At 64.4% G+C, this 13845-nt stretch carries 16 protein-coding genes and 1 pseudogene; 11 read left to right on the top strand and 6 right to left on the bottom strand.

Annotated features, from left to right (window positions below; translation table 11 throughout):
• Positions 1 to 98: 98 nt before the first annotated feature.
• The 3 genes from ACLMAL_RS28770 to ACLMAL_RS28760 all read left to right on the top strand — a co-directional run bounded on the left by ACLMAL_RS28770 (position 99) and on the right by ACLMAL_RS28760 (position 1087).
• Positions 99 to 263, top strand: coding sequence for a hypothetical protein (locus ACLMAL_RS28770; RefSeq protein ID WP_412001958.1), 165 nt, complete (start codon positions 99 to 101; stop codon positions 261 to 263).
• Positions 264 to 317: 54 nt separating this feature from the next.
• The gene (locus ACLMAL_RS28765; RefSeq protein WP_412001957.1) at positions 318 to 464 is read left to right on the top strand and encodes a hypothetical protein; all 147 of its coding nucleotides are present in this window, start codon (positions 318 to 320) and stop codon (positions 462 to 464) included.
• Between the two features lie 236 nt (positions 465 to 700).
• Entirely contained in the window at positions 701 to 1087 is a 387-nt protein-coding gene (locus tag ACLMAL_RS28760) for a hypothetical protein (RefSeq protein ID WP_412002030.1), read from the top strand.
• Between the two features lie 146 nt (positions 1088 to 1233).
• Here the strand turns inward: ACLMAL_RS28760 and ACLMAL_RS28755 are convergent, their stop codons facing one another.
• Positions 1234 to 1584 (bottom strand): hypothetical protein, encoded by a 351-nt coding sequence (locus tag ACLMAL_RS28755; RefSeq protein ID WP_412001956.1) that lies wholly within the window; start codon positions 1582 to 1584, stop codon positions 1234 to 1236.
• 116 nt (positions 1585 to 1700) lie between these two features.
• On the opposite strand from ACLMAL_RS28755, the gene ACLMAL_RS28750 reads away from it, so the two are divergent.
• A complete protein-coding gene (locus tag ACLMAL_RS28750) occupies positions 1701 to 2030 on the top strand; it encodes a hypothetical protein (protein WP_412001955.1) in 330 nt (109 codons plus the stop codon).
• 26 nt (positions 2031 to 2056) lie between these two features.
• Positions 2057 to 2395, top strand: coding sequence for a hypothetical protein (locus ACLMAL_RS28745; RefSeq protein WP_412001954.1), 339 nt, complete (start codon positions 2057 to 2059; stop codon positions 2393 to 2395).
• 93 nt (positions 2396 to 2488) lie between these two features.
• Here the strand turns inward: ACLMAL_RS28745 and ACLMAL_RS28740 are convergent, their stop codons facing one another.
• Together ACLMAL_RS28740 and ACLMAL_RS28735 are read right to left on the bottom strand one after the other, a co-directional pair.
• Positions 2489 to 2734, bottom strand: coding sequence for a CsbD family protein (locus tag ACLMAL_RS28740; protein ID WP_412001953.1), 246 nt, complete (start codon positions 2732 to 2734; stop codon positions 2489 to 2491).
• 206 nt (positions 2735 to 2940) lie between these two features.
• Positions 2941 to 3433 (bottom strand): annotated as a pseudogene (locus ACLMAL_RS28735) (SDR family oxidoreductase); the annotation flags it as partial.
• 207 nt (positions 3434 to 3640) lie between these two features.
• On the opposite strand from ACLMAL_RS28735, the gene ACLMAL_RS28730 reads away from it, so the two are divergent.
• A complete protein-coding gene (locus ACLMAL_RS28730; RefSeq protein ID WP_412001952.1) occupies positions 3641 to 4471 on the top strand; it encodes an RNA polymerase sigma factor SigF in 831 nt (276 codons plus the stop codon).
• 1686 nt (positions 4472 to 6157) lie between these two features.
• Positions 6158 to 6283: a hypothetical protein gene (locus tag ACLMAL_RS28725; protein WP_412001951.1), complete on the top strand. Its 126-nt coding sequence runs from the start codon at positions 6158 to 6160 to the stop codon at positions 6281 to 6283.
• Positions 6284 to 6400: 117 nt separating this feature from the next.
• Here the strand turns inward: ACLMAL_RS28725 and ACLMAL_RS28720 are convergent, their stop codons facing one another.
• The 3 genes from ACLMAL_RS28720 to ACLMAL_RS28710 form a co-directional block, all read right to left on the bottom strand.
• Positions 6401 to 6547 (bottom strand): DegT/DnrJ/EryC1/StrS family aminotransferase, encoded by a 147-nt coding sequence (locus ACLMAL_RS28720; protein ID WP_412001950.1) that lies wholly within the window; start codon positions 6545 to 6547, stop codon positions 6401 to 6403.
• Between the two features lie 259 nt (positions 6548 to 6806).
• Complete coding sequence (locus ACLMAL_RS28715; protein ID WP_412001949.1) at positions 6807 to 7397, bottom strand: hypothetical protein; 591 nt, start codon at positions 7395 to 7397, stop codon at positions 6807 to 6809.
• A gap of 359 nt (positions 7398 to 7756) precedes the next feature.
• The gene (locus tag ACLMAL_RS28710; RefSeq protein WP_412001948.1) at positions 7757 to 8389 is read right to left on the bottom strand and encodes a hypothetical protein; all 633 of its coding nucleotides are present in this window, start codon (positions 8387 to 8389) and stop codon (positions 7757 to 7759) included.
• Between the two features lie 1026 nt (positions 8390 to 9415).
• Between ACLMAL_RS28710 and ACLMAL_RS28705 the strand changes: the two genes are divergently transcribed.
• The 4 genes from ACLMAL_RS28705 to ACLMAL_RS28690 form a co-directional block, all read left to right on the top strand.
• A complete protein-coding gene (locus tag ACLMAL_RS28705; RefSeq protein ID WP_412001947.1) occupies positions 9416 to 10069 on the top strand; it encodes a fasciclin domain-containing protein in 654 nt (217 codons plus the stop codon).
• Positions 10070 to 10133: 64 nt separating this feature from the next.
• Positions 10134 to 11615: an SDR family oxidoreductase gene (locus ACLMAL_RS28700; RefSeq protein ID WP_412001946.1), complete on the top strand. Its 1482-nt coding sequence runs from the start codon at positions 10134 to 10136 to the stop codon at positions 11613 to 11615.
• Positions 11616 to 11725: 110 nt separating this feature from the next.
• Entirely contained in the window at positions 11726 to 12607 is an 882-nt protein-coding gene (locus ACLMAL_RS28695) for a MerR family transcriptional regulator (protein WP_412001945.1), read from the top strand.
• A gap of 525 nt (positions 12608 to 13132) precedes the next feature.
• Positions 13133 to 13845, top strand: a 713-nt coding sequence (locus ACLMAL_RS28690) for an L-threonylcarbamoyladenylate synthase (RefSeq protein ID WP_412001944.1), incomplete at its 3' end; no start/stop codon positions are given.

Raw genomic sequence — 13845 nt, 5'->3', positions numbered from 1 at the left:
GTGACCGCGAGCCACTGGTAGGAGATACGCAAACCCGCCGCTCCCGTTCCCATACAGCCGTTCCGCGGGTAGCCCCGCCGAGCCGCGCGCACGCTCTGATGCTTACGAAGGAGATGATCTCGTTGAACGCCTCCTATCCCGCCAAACGCCGTCGCCCTGGGCAGGTCGCCCCATGTTTCGGCACCGCGCACTCCGCGTACGCGATCCTTGCGATCTGGATTGCCCTCATCGCCGCGACAAGCCTGCTACTGGCCCTGATCTAGCCGCCCGAGCACACCAGGTGTCGCCCGGGGACCGGGTGCGGCATGCTGGAAACCATGACCTCCGAACCCGATACCAACCGTCCCGAGGACCCCGAGACCAAGCATGACGACGCCGATCAGCCGGAGTCGAACGACGAAACATCGGCTACGACGGAAGATCAGGCAGCGAATATGGACTACGAGGGCGACACCCCGAACTAGACAGCAGCCCGCGGCGTCTCGTGGAACATCAGCCTGCGGCGCCTCGTGGATGGTGAGCAGCAGATGATCGAACCGGGTCTGCTTCTGCGTCGGGCCGCCGCCCATCGCGACGGCGACGAGTTGGGCGCGCGAACTGGCCCGCCGATCCACTGGCACTGGACCTCGCGTGCTTGGCGTGGAACGGCAGCAACGGCCCGATCGACCAGGCGGCGGCGCGCACCGGGATCGCCCAAGCGGTGTACTGCCGCGACAAACTCGGCATCGACCCTGATCGGCTGAATGTCGACGGCGGCGCCATCGCGGTCGGCCACCCCTACCGTATGACCGGCTCCCGGCTGGTCGGGCATGCCCCTCATCGAAGCAAAGCGCCGGGGGCGTGCGTTATGTCATCGTCACCATGTTGTATCGGCGGCGGGATGGTCGCGGCAGGCCGCGCTGGCTGTCGTGGCCGCAATGCCGGCCGTTGTCACCGATCACGATTCTCCCACTGTCGGCCAATGCGCCGACGGCCTGCTCGATTGCGGGATCATGGGCCCACGGTAACTGGCCGGATACATCGGCTCGGAAATCCGCGCCGTGTACGACATCCTCACCTTCGCCCGCTTCCGCCGGGGCCCGATTGACAGCACACCCCTCACGCTGCCGTAGGCTGCGATCGAGACGGAGCGGAGGAGGGCCTTCCGCCCGCGCTTCTTTGAGTTCCCAGAGCCCGATGTCTTCCACGGTGAGACCGTGTCGGCGGAGCAGTTTCAATACTGCGGGCACCGATCTATGCCCATTTCGTCGGGTGCGCATACTGCGACGGCGAGTCTGCGGTAGATCCTAAAGGCCTGCGCTCGGATTCGCGGGCTCCCATCAGTATGTAGGCGGAGGCTCCGTCGGACAGTTGTGAGGAGTTTCCGGCGGTGACCGTGGAGCGTGTGCTGAGTTGGCCGTCGAACAGCACGGTGCGCAGTCGGGCAAGGTTGGTGCTGGGCCGGTTACCTTCGTTGTGGCCCAGAGTCACGTTCTGCGTTGTGGTGGTGTCGTTTTCGGGGTCATGGATCTGTTTGATGGTGGTCAGCAGCTTCTCGCCTCGGTTTCCTGGGTTCCGATCCGAGGCGCGATCTTGTACGGCCACGAACAGCTTCCTTCCTCGACCGTTCGCTTGCTCGGGTTCCCGAGCGCATACACGCACCGTCGCGGGGTATTCGGACGAATGCCCCTGTTCGACGGTTCGACCCGGAAGGACACATCATGCACGGCGAACCGAACGATGCGAGCCGAAACAACGACATCGACCGGCCCGAACACGAGTTTCCCGACGAGTCACGCACCACGAGAACCCATGCCGGTGAATCCATCGAAGACACCCGTAACTGGCCGGGAATCATTCTCTTCGGCATCGGTATCGCCTTGGTAGCGCTCACACTGACCGCCGCGGGATACGGATTCGCTGGCTGGGCGGTCATCGCCGGTATCGCATGTGTCCTGTGCCTGCTCATGGGTTCGGTGCTGGTGATCGCCGAGCACCGGCAGGTGAAACACCAGGAAGGGCTCGGCCTCAGCGAACCGCGGGGCCATTGATCTCTTTTTCGTCAGGAGAATGCGACATGCGAGCAACCGGACATCCGAGCAGGATGGCGATCGCCGCGTTGGCTGTCGCCGCCGTGACCACTGTCTTCACCAGCGGCTGCGACGAGGCCAAGAAGGCAGTCAACGCGGGTGGTGACACACCGTGCAACGAGTTCGTCGCGCAGGACAACGACAAACAGCGCGTCACCGTCACCAAGTTCCTCGAGCAGGAACGCAGCAGCGACAAGTCCGCACCGACCAACGACCAGACCATCGACGCCGCCATTGCGTCCATCGAATTGATGTGTAAGGCGCAGGCCAATCCGGATACACCGATCAGGAAGGCGGACCTGACGGGCATATTTGTTCCCAAGTAGACTGATACCGTCGAAACGAAAGGGTTGCCGGGCGAAAGCCCGGCAACCCTTTCTGTGTTCAGCTATGGGCTGTTCTATGAAGGGCCGACTCGGCTATTGGCCGTGCTGGTGGGCGCGCTGACGCTGTTCGTCCACAGCGGCTTCGGCACGTGCCTTTTCGGCAGCGGCTTCCTTCTTCGCGGCTTCGCGCTGGGATTCCGCCTTGTCCTGCTGAGCCTTTCCTTCGTCCCGCAGGTCGTCGTTTCCGAAGACGGCTCCTACGGCCTCCTTGACCTTGCCCTTGACACCTTCGACAGTGCCTTCGACGCCTTCGCGGGGACCGCTGTTGTGTTCGGACACGATATCTACCTCCGAATGTCGGTTGTCAGGTGGACACTGACCGCATACCCGCGATCGATGGGCTCAATCTGGACGCTCGATTTCGGAAGCGTTTGGGGAGTCGGATCGGAGATAGCCCAGCGTGGACGCTTTCCGGCTCTGTCGAGCCAGCGGCACTCCGCCGAACACCAGTCCTCCCGCGATAGGGGATCTATCGCCGGTCAGATCTACAAGATCGGCCGACCGCCGGTAACTGCCACACGCGCACCGGAAATATAGCTGCCGTCATCGGAGGCGAGCAGCACGTAGGTCGCGGCGAGTTCGGCGGGTTGGCCCGCGCGCCCCAATGGAACGTCGTCACCGAAATTCGCTACCTTCTTCGGTGGCATGGTGGCGGGGATCAACGGTGTCCAGATCGGACCAGGAGCCCCGCTGTTGACCCGAATCCCCTTCTCGCCCAGTAGCTGTGCGAGACTCGCGGAGAGGTTTGGCGATGGCTGCCTTTGTCGCGGCGTACGGTGCGAGGGTGGGTGAGGGCATATCCGAGTTCACCGAGGAGCTTCCGATGATCGATAAGCCGGGACACATATACGGTAGTGCCGCCTTCGCCAGATGGAAGTACGCGCCGACATTGAGCCGGAAGGTGTAGTCGAATTCCTCGTCGCTGATCTCCTCGAGACTCTCGTGGGTCATCTGGTAGGCGGCGTTGCTGACCAGGACGTACCCGGGGCGACCCGGAGCAAACGCCGCCTCCGGAGTCTCCGCCCGACGATCCCGCGTGAACACGCCCATCGAGCCTGGTGGGTGTAGGAAACGTGACCGAGGCGTGTCTCGGTTGGGCGGCCGATGGACAGTGGTCACGTTTCGATAACACGAAACGTGGGTATGTCTGATGGAGACGGATTCCGTTGAGAGCGAAGGATTTCGATGACCGAAACAATCATTCGAACCGTGAGACCGCACGCCACCGGTTCTACCGGCGACAGCTACGACAACATCGAACCGTGGTTCGAGAAACTCTCTGCCCTGGCCGCCGACGATCGTCATCGCCGAGAGGTGCGCGACACCATCATCGAGCTGTGCTTGCCGCTGGCCGAGCACATCGCCCGCCGCTTTACAGGTCGCGGCGAGGCGTTCGACGACCTGCACCAAATCGCCCGCTTGGGGTTGGTGCAGGCCGTGGACCGCTTCGACATCACCCGCGGCAGCTCGTTCCTGGCGTTCGCGGTGCCGACCATCATGGGTGAGATCCGCCGCCACTTCCGCGACCGCACCTGGTCGGTGAGGGTGCCGCGCCGAGCGAAGGAAGTTCAGCAGCTCCTCGGCCCCGCCACCGAAGTTCTCTCGCAGCGGTTGGGCCGGATACCGAACGCGCGTGAGCTCGCCGCTGAGCTCGATATCGAGCTCAGTGAAGTCACTCGAGCGCTGATCGCCCGAAATGCCTACAAGACCGACACCCTCGACGCTGTCGGCGATCCCGACGACAACACCGGACTGCCGGTGATGGATCGTCTCGGTGCCGAAGAGCCGTGCTACCGACTGCTGGAGGACTCGATGGCGGTGCGGCCGCTGCTGGCTGCACTGCCCGAAGTCGATCGCCAGGTGCTGGTATGGCGGTTCTTCGAGAATCGGACTCAGTCCTATATCGGTGAACGCCTGGGTGTTTCCCAGATGCAGGTCTCGCGGCTGCTGGTCCGGATCCTGTCGGGCCTGCGAGAGCGGGCCGTGGGCGAGCCTGCACTCAGGCGAGCGGCTTGAATCTCCGCCGAGCCCGACGTCACGGTAACGATGCTCCCCAACCAATCGACCGGGACGTATCATGTTGCACCGATAGCGGATACATCCATCAGCACCCGCAACTGTCTCAGACGAGTGATACCTCGACGCCGAGAGTTCTCCCCCTTCACTGTTGCCAGTCACGGTCGTGTGGCTGCTGCGTCCGACAGCAGTGGAGCATCTGCTCTGGGAGATCGGATCCGAATCCATTTGTGCCCGGTTGGCACCAGTATGCATGTGCGATGCCGACGGCGCCGCACGGTGGAGTAGTCCTGGCAGCGCCCCTCCTGACCACCAGTTTAGGAGGCTGAGCATTGTGACCGCACCGACTGCAGAGCGCGGCCTTCAGGACGGACATCGCGATGAATGCTATGGCACGCAATGCCGCTCAACTCCCGGTCGGCTGCGTTCTGCGGTGTATCCGTCCTACGAATAGTCATTTCACCGGAATGCTGACGGGCACTTGATGCTCCATCGACCGCCATCCCGCGAGCGTGCAGGCTTCGCACCCGCTTTGGTCTACACGTCAACCAATGGGTCTGGAGGCGGCGCGTTTTCATCTCCGCCGGAGCTCCGATTGTCGACAACTGTCGGGGTTCGGAGTAGTCCGGGCGGTGTGTGATGGGATTTCTTACCCGCATTCGGCCTGTCCCAAGTCGACGCGCTGCCGCGGAGGGGAGGCCCGGGGCAGCTGTGCCTGTGCTCTCGACTCCGGTGTCGTGGAATGTGAGACACTCCTCGTTTAGGGGAGATGATCGCGCATCTGATCGTCGGTCAACGGCGACGTTCGAGCTGCGTGCTGCGCTGCCAGGGTGCTGTCGGCTGACTCCTCGCGCTGCGAGGAGTCAGCCGAAGCAGTGCCTCCAGCGTCGCGGCATTGGGTGCTGAGGCCACTCATTCCTTCAGCAGAACGTGAGTTCTGCTGAAAATCAGATCATCTCCTACCGGCACCTGCCGGTAGAAATTCGTGTCGCATTTACTACGTCGACGACGACCTCGTGCTGCCGGTAGGCCCTGGGGTTCGCCGATACCGCGCCGGACCGAGCTACCAACGGCGGAGATGCGAACCGCCTTGCTCTTTCCGTCATTAGGGTCCACGGAATGTACTAGCGGCGAAAATTTGGTCTCAACGTCGTCACCGCAGCCTTGACTGCGGTTGAATCGAGCATCACCCTTGAAATGCAGAGACGATAATCCAGCGCTCTATTAGAGGAGACGATGGAGCTATGTCCAGCAAACATCTATCTGAAGAGCCCCAATCGGAACGAGGAGCCAAAGGCTCACGAGACACCGGGTCGGATAAGCCGGGCGGCGGAACGGCCGATCGCCCGGCCGGCACGTTCGACCAAGAAGAAGTCACCTCGACACGCGACCACAACCCGACCGAAGAAAACATCGGCACGACCGGGACCGTCCCTCCGGGAGACGCGGAACCGGCCATACCTCCCTACGAAGGCCGCCGAACAAGCGCCGAAGGAAGAATCACGAGTACCAGTGCGGGCGAAGGGACCGGCGCCAACACCGCAGGCGCTGTACACCCGGTGACCGACTCGAAGTTCAAAGCACCTGCCCCCGAAGACACTCCCGGAGGCGCCACCACCTCCCCAGCCGACGAGCAACCCGCATCGCAGGCCTCGGAAACCGAAGCCACCGACGAGGGTGTCGAAGGTGGCCACCACAGCGGTGTACGCAGAGCCGAGGACCAGCCCCGCGAATCCCGACCGCAGTGACATCGCGTCCGGCGGCGAGCACCTGATCGCTCAACTCCTCGCCGGTCCGAACGACCGTGCGTAGGTCAGCCATGTCCCGATGGCTGACGGCTGTCACGCCATCGGCATACAAGGTTGCCACCCAGCCCGGGTAGGCGGGAAGCAAAGTCTCCCGTTCGGTCCTGACATCGAAGCTATCGAGTTACCACCGCTCGACGAGGAGATCTTTGGCCTTCTCGGTGATCGCCACGCGCATGGCGACGGGGTCGATGTTGAGGGTGTCGGGCTCGACGTCGGCGAACACCGGGGTCGCGCCGAGGTGGACGATGATGTTGGCGGTGGCCGGCAAGGTGATGGGGTGGTGATTACATTTTCGCTTGCGCGACGCGGTGCGCGCGTACTGGTCGAAATACTGTCGGCTCAGTCGAGTAAAGGGACGGGGCCTGCGGTGTGTAGTCGGAGAGCCCCGCGGTTGCGGACAAGTGTCCGTCCCCCGCAGCGGCCATGTCCACTACCTGCGCGAAGGATGTCGCCACGCGGCGGCTCACGCAGACCACTACGACGAATCGGTGGTGGGCCCGAGTTCGGTGTCGGCCGCCGGTCCACAGCTATACATGCGCTGCGGCTGCCGCAGCGCGGCCCACGCGCTGAGCTGCACGGGCACGCCCGACCGGGAAGCAGATCGGGGGTGGGTCCGCGGGTCGGTGGGCCTCGATGACGGCGAGATGCTTCGTGAGGGAGGACAGGCGAGTGAGGTGGGCTTGCCCGTGCGGTGCGCCCGCGAGCAGGATTTCGACCTCGCAGTCGGCGACGGTACCGGTCACAAGCGAGCGATCCAACACGACCACGACCGTGGTGACCGGTTCGCGTCCCTGGCTCGCGTAGTCGAAGTCGGCGGCGGCGGGTCCGTAGCTGAAGGTGAGCACTTCCGGGCCGGAGCATTCCCCGATGAAGCTCCAGCCGCGGGCGCGCAGCGTGATGTCCAAACCGGTGAACATCCTCATGTCAGCTGCGTGCACTGGGTGACCGCATTCGGTGCTCAAGGCCTGAATGGCGCTGACCGGTGGGTAACGGCAATGCCAGATCTCGGCTTGCACTGCCGTGACAAGATCGCCCTCCCGCTCCGAAGTGTTCGGGCGGGCGAGGCGTGTGGTCTGCCAGACGCGCCAGCGTGCCGTCTTCTTCTCCGCCGTGGTCATGGACACCATGCTGGCAGTCCGAACACGGAGACCATCCGCTGACACGCCAGGCAGGAGTGCACAGGGGAAAAGGTCGAACCGGCTTGCGACATTGCGTACCAAGCACGGTCATACTGCGACTGACGCGGTCGGCGATTACCTCGCACCGGCAACCCGGTGCGCAGCAGCCGCACTATTTCGACATTGCGTTCATCAGTCAACAGCTCGTAGGCGCGGCGGCGACGGTTGGTCTGCTCGGACATCGGCAGGTCCCCCCTTACTGGATCCGTTGGCGCCCCGGATTTTCCGGGCACAAGATTGGTGGTGCCGCCTAACACCGACAGACCGGCTCGAATCGCGACATAGTGTGGGTTTGGGGGTCAGAACGATAACCGGGCGAAGTGCGGGTCATGAACGATCAGCTGCCATTCAGGGGTCACGCAGGGGACACGACCGAGGACTTCGAGCCCGGCAATGCCGTCGGTGCGGACACGGCCCATCGTTTCCTCACCGACAAAGTAGTTGCCCTGCAACCCGCGGCAGTGCGGGCAACTCACCGCTATCGTCCATGCCTTCAATGATTGGCTGTACACCGAACCGATCGTGTCGGTGATGTCGCGGCGGCCGATCCTGTCGAGCAGCCCGGCCGCGGTGGCCAGCAAGATGCCGTCCTCATCCTGGGTTGTGATCAGGTTTCGATACCCTGGCGCGGGCTGGTACGGATACAACCCGGAGACGCAGACCACCTCCTCACCACAGAGTCGGCACGCACGGGTCAATCCCAGCACCAGCACGGTCACCCACGCCGCCGCATGCGGTGTGGACTGCCGGATCTCGGCATCGGGATCATGCTCGATTCCCAGGCAGGTCAGGCACATCAACGCCTTGCCCATCACCGAGTTGTCGCGGACGACGCCGCCACGAGCGCGCACCAGCACCGAACATCGCCCGCATGGCGCCGCGTACCGGTTGCGGTCAGCGAAGCGCCCCGCAACAACATCTCGTGCGTTCATAACTTCGCTCCCACCTGCGAATCCGATTCTGCCCCAACCATCTTCGCACCAATCAGGCATTCCGGTCCGGACACCGAGCGATTCGCCTGGCTCACTGCTGTCTCCGAGTGTGCAGCCAGTGCCGTTGAACCACAGTACTTTTCGACCAGACGAGCGCTCGTGACCGGAGATCAGTCATGGCGACGTCCGCCGACGCATACTCAGCAGGCCATCGCGCCGCATACGCCAGTTTGCGGGGCAGAGCGAAGACCGGCGGTTACGGCGGGCCTCAGGTTCGGCACCTGGTCTTCGATGAGGCCTCACGGACCCAGGACACAAAGGGTGTCCAAACAATCGCCCGTGATCGTTCACAGTTAAGTAGGGGCGAGATCTAGGGAGCATGTGTGAAGATCCAGATCGGTGGGTCGGGGGCGTTCATCCCTGATGTGCGTCCGGTGCAGTCTTACTCGACGACGGTGCATTCGCCAGGCGCGATCACCGAAATGCCCCGTGGCTAGGCAGTGACCTGTTTCCGTTGCCGCTGTGATCGCCGCAGTAGGGTCAGGGGTGCTGTCAGCAGTCGATGGGCGAGGTTGCGGCATGCATAAGCCGGGATCGATGACTCGGCGCGCCGGGTGCGTACATGCGCTGTCGACGAGTCGGAGCTTGCGCCACAGTTCGGTACCTCCAGTTTCGAAGTGACCGACCCTCGTTCGCAGAGCTGACCAGGGACGCGACGGATATCGGTATTGCCACCGACTTGACGGTTTGTGCCATGACCTGGCAGTGACCGTCGTCCCCACGAGACCGGCAAGCATCACTATCCGGGATTATTCGATGCAAAAGCGATGCATTCGAGTCGAGATGGTGCGACACTCAGATGGTGCTCGAGATTGTCGCGCTGGATTGCTGATAGAGCACAGTGAGGGCGAGTCAGGTGCAGCCCGACCTTCGGACCCTCGCCACGGCTGGCGGCGCTGTCGGCGATGCTAGCCGCCACAACCACAGACGACTCTGTGAGGTCGAATCGACGAAAGCGACAGAACAATGAGAAAAACCCAACGATCGGTATTGACCGGTCTGGCCTTGGCGACAGCCTTGCTCGGCGCCTCGGCCTGCTCCGACGACAGCTCCGATTCCTCGTCCACTGCATCGAAAACGATGGCCACTTCGGCCGCGCCTACTTCGGCGGCGCCGGGCAGTGTTGCTGCGGATTTGGTCGGGCCCGGTTGCGCTGACTACGCGAAACAGGTGCCGACCGGACCCGGATCGGTCGACAGCATGGCGCAAGAGCCGGTTGCTGTGGCGGCATCGAACAACCCTCTGCTGAAGACGCTGGTCGCGGCGGTATCCGGTCAGCTCAATCCGCAAGTCAACCTGGTCGATACGCTCAACGGCGGTCAGTTCACAATCTTCGCGCCCATGGATGATGCATTCGCGAAAATCGACGCCGCGACGATCGATTCGCTCAAAACCGATTCGGCAAAGTTAACAACGATTCTCACCTATCACGCGGTGCCCGGAAGGCTCGCGCCGAGCCAGATCGCGGGCGAACACAAGACCGTCGAAGGTGCCACCGTGAGCGTGACCCGCTCGGGCGACAACATCAAGGTCGCCGACGCCTCGGTGATCTGTGGCGGAGTGCAGACGGCGAACGCCACCGTCTACCTGATCGACTCGGTCTTGATGCCACCCGCGTGAAACGGTGCGGCTGGATGTGCATGCGTCGTTTATGCACCGTGACCGGGAAGAAGGATGATCGAGCATGCGTTGTGTGGTTTTCGGCGCAACCGGCTACATCGGCGGACGCTTGGTGCCTGTACTGGCGCTGGCCGGTCATCAGGTCCGGGCGGTGGCCAGGACACCGGCGAAACTTGCGGAAGTGCCATGGCGGGACCGGGTCGAGGTGGTCCGCGGCGATGTCACCGATGACGACCAGGTGCGTGCCGCAGTCGCCGACCAGGAGGTCGTCTACTACCTGGTGCACTCGTTGACCCGCCGGGACTTCGACGACATCGACCAGCACGCCGCGCGGGTCGTCGCGGACGCGGCGACTGCGGCCGGGGTCAGGCGCATCGTCTATCTCGGCGGCATCATCCCGGACCACACGGAGCTCTCGCGCCACCTCGCCTCCCGCGCCGAGGTCGGAGAAATCCTGCGGGCATCCGGGGTCCCCACCGCGGAACTGCGCGCGGCAGTCATCATCGGATCCGGCTCGGCCAGCTTCGAGATGCTGCGCTACCTGTCCGAACGCCTGCCCGCGATGATCACCCCCCGATGGGTGCGCAACCGCATCCAACCCATCGCCGTGCGCGATGTCCTGTACTACCTTGTGCGGGCCGCCGAGCTGCCCGCTGAGGTCAACCGTCCGTTCGATATCGGCGGCCCCGACGTCCTGACCTACCTGACCATGATGCGCAAATACGCGGTGGTCGCCGGGCTGACTCGTCGGGTGGTGCTGCCGGTCCCGGTGCTCACGCCGTGGCTGTCGGCGCAATGGGTCAACCTGGTGACCCCGGTGCCGCGCGCCCTGGCCGTCCCGCTCATCGAATCTCTCGTCCACGAAGTCGTGTGCGGCGACCATGACATCGCCCAGTGCATCCCCGACCCCGCCGATGGCCTCACCCGCTGCGAACGTGCCATGGAATTGGCACTGACCCGCATTCGCAACGCCGAGGTGCCGACCCGCTGGTCGGACGCCAGCACATCCGGCGCGCCCTCGGATCCGCTGCCTACTGACCCGGCCTGGTCCGGCGGCTCACTTTACGAGGACCTCCGTGAGCGAGACACCTACGCCGACTCCGAAACCTTGTGGGCGGTCATCGAGTCCATCGGTGGCGAGAACGGCTGGTACTCGTTTCCGCTTGCGTGGTCGCTGCGCGGCTGGATCGACCGGGTTACCGGCGGTGTCGGTTTACGTCGTGGCCGCAAAGACCCACACCGCCTGCACGCCGGCGAAGCGCTGGATTGGTGGCGCGTTGAACACATCGACCGTCCCTACTTGCTGCGGCTTCGCGCCGAAATGCGAGTCCCGGGACTGGCATGGCTCGAACTCGGCGTCGAGCCCGACCCCGGCGGGGGTTCCCGCTACCGGCAACGCGCCATCTTCCAGCCGCACGGACTTGCCGGGCACCTCTACTGGAAGGCGATCACACCGTTTCACAACGCCGTGTTCGGCGGCATGGCTCGCAATATCACCGGGACGGCCGAACACACCCCCGCCGCGAGCGCGCCCTCATCAAGCTGAAGATTCGACGACCCGCTCCTCGACTCGCTACAAACTGGAGGAGGCCTGGCGTTGAGTGGCTGCGGTCAGGTGATGGGGTGCAGGGGGATCGAGGTAAGTGCGGTGGGCCCGTGAGCAGTGACGAGTGGCCCGCGGAGCCGCTGATCGAGTACTCCGTTGGAGTGGTGGCTCGCAGGCTCGGAATTCCGGTGGCGACGTTGCAGAGTTGGAATCAGCGATACGGCCTCGGACCGTCGCAGCGCTGCAGGGGCCGGCATCGGCGCTACACGCCGACCGACTTCGCGGTTGCGGTTCGGATGGTCGAGTTGGTGCGGGCGGGCGCGAGCCCGGCCAGTGCAGCGGTGGCTGCCCGCGCGGTGGCCGTGCCGGAGCCGCAGCTCGGTGACCTCGGGCCGGTGATCTCCGCCGCGGGGCGGCTCGACGCCGCCGAGTTGCTCGCCATGATCACTGCCTATCTCACTCATCATGGGGTGGTGGCGACGTGGAATCGGTTGTGCCGCCCGGCTTTTGCCGAGATCGTCGGAAAGCAGGGTGGGGGAGCCGGGTTCGTCGATGTCGAGCATCTGCTGTCCTGGGCAGTGACTACCAGTCTGCACCGGGCGATTCCCTTGTTGCGCAACGTCTCCGATGGGCCATCGATCGTGCTGGCCTGCACCGACGGGGAGAATCATGTGCTCCCATTGGAGGTGTTGCGCGCCGCCATGGCCGAACTCGGTCTGCCTGCGCTGCTACTCGGCGCGTCGGTGCCCGCCGCCGCCCTCGCCGATGCGCTGGCCAAGCATGATCGCAGGCCGGTGGTGGTGCTGTGGTCGCAATCGAACCGCACCGCGATCGCGGTTCCGACGTTCGGCCCGCGCGAGGGCTGGGCGCACGTGCTGCTGGCGGGGCCCGGATGGAGAGAATGCGCGGCGCCGTCAGCAGCGGTTCGTGTCGACACGCTCGAGGCGGCCATCGCGGAGCTACAGGCCGCGGTAGCGGCGAATCTGCGGTGATCGCGAGCGACTTCCCATGTCGAGGGCATCAAACCGTCTGTGGACTGCAGTCTGCTCGCTGGGCATCGGAGACGAGGTCTCCCCATGTCGTTGAGTCTCTGAATACTTGGTGACGCAGGTAATTCTGTGGCAGCTATGGATGGGCGTTCCGTCTAGTTGTGGATTGGGCACTGGCGATAGGCGCTTCCGTCGGCAGCCGCCGGAGAAACGGCGTTCTCGTGGGTGACGGCGTTGAGCATCTGAACGCCGTTTCAGTCAAAGGTGAAACTGCCCATTCCAAGTCGATGACCGGCCACGCGCCGTCGCCGGAGGTTCGGACGGGACGCAGGCATTCCTGAGCGCGGTCGGCGTGATCGGCTGTTGGCTCAACCTGCCCCGGGACTGGCCCGCCACCGCTCCCTGATCCACGGCCCCACCGATCCCACCACCCCGACGTCGCTGCGGCACCGGATCGGGCCGATAGATTACCGGGGATGCCGGGGTTGGAGCACAGACAACGACTACGGAAAGGAGAGTGCGGGCGTGATGCGCTATGACTGCTCCACTGTGGCCGGGCGTGCTGCTGGGCTGACAGAGGCCGCCGAGGCGGTGAGCCGCGGTGAGCTGGTGGTGTTGCCGACCGACACCGTGTACGGCGTCGGCGCCGGAGCTTTCGATCCCGCGGCGGTCGAGCGTCTGCTGCGGGCCAAGGGCCGCGGCCGCGGGATGCCGTCCCCGGTGCTCGTCGCGGCACCAGAGGTGTTGGACGAGCTGGTCAGCGATCTGCCCGCGCCCGGCTGGGCGTTGGTGGAGGCGTTCTGGCCGGGTGGGCTGACGCTGGTCGTGCGCCAGAGGCCGGGACTGAACTGGGATCTCGGGGAGACCCACGGCACGGTCGCGGTACGGATGCCGTCACATCCGGTGGCGTTGGATTTGCTCACCGCAACCGGGCCGCTGGCGGTCTCGAGCGCCAACCTGACCGGGCAGCCGTCCCCGCCGGACTGCGATGCCGCACGAGCCATGCTCCGCGATTCGGTGGCCGTCTACCTCGACGGTGGGCCCACCCCGGCCGCGGTCGCTTCCTCGATCGTGGATCTCACCGGCGCGGTGCCCCTCCTCACGCGGGCGGGCGCGATGAGTTCCCTGAGTCAACCCCTATGCGGCAATCGCGTTCTGGCCGGGTTGTTTGAGGGCAGAGTCGTAGCCCGTTTTGTCGCGCCAGCAAGCCCAGATGATGCGCAACCAGGAGCGGCCGATGG

The organism is Nocardia sp. CWNU-33 (genome assembly GCF_046764895.1).
Lineage (GTDB): Bacteria > Actinomycetota > Actinomycetes > Mycobacteriales > Mycobacteriaceae > Nocardia.
This window is presented reverse-complemented; position numbering and strand designations above follow the sequence as displayed.

Excerpts from the sequence above, each read along its gene's own strand:
- ACLMAL_RS28700 (WP_412001946.1), top strand. The coding sequence starts at position 10,134 with ATGCGTTGTGTGGTTTTCGGCGCAACCGGCTACATCGGCGGACGCTTG.
- ACLMAL_RS28710 (WP_412001948.1), bottom strand. The coding sequence starts at position 8,389 with ATGAACGCACGAGATGTTGTTGCGGGGCGCTTCGCTGACCGCAACCGG.
- ACLMAL_RS28715 (WP_412001949.1), bottom strand. The coding sequence starts at position 7,397 with ATGACCACGGCGGAGAAGAAGACGGCACGCTGGCGCGTCTGGCAGACC.
- ACLMAL_RS28770 (WP_412001958.1), top strand. The coding sequence starts at position 99 with ATGCTTACGAAGGAGATGATCTCGTTGAACGCCTCCTATCCCGCCAAA.
- ACLMAL_RS28705 (WP_412001947.1), top strand. The coding sequence starts at position 9,416 with ATGAGAAAAACCCAACGATCGGTATTGACCGGTCTGGCCTTGGCGACA.
- ACLMAL_RS28730 (WP_412001952.1), top strand. The coding sequence starts at position 3,641 with ATGACCGAAACAATCATTCGAACCGTGAGACCGCACGCCACCGGTTCT.
- ACLMAL_RS28750 (WP_412001955.1), top strand. The coding sequence starts at position 1,701 with ATGCACGGCGAACCGAACGATGCGAGCCGAAACAACGACATCGACCGG.
- ACLMAL_RS28745 (WP_412001954.1), top strand. The coding sequence starts at position 2,057 with ATGCGAGCAACCGGACATCCGAGCAGGATGGCGATCGCCGCGTTGGCT.
- ACLMAL_RS28765 (WP_412001957.1), top strand. The coding sequence starts at position 318 with ATGACCTCCGAACCCGATACCAACCGTCCCGAGGACCCCGAGACCAAG.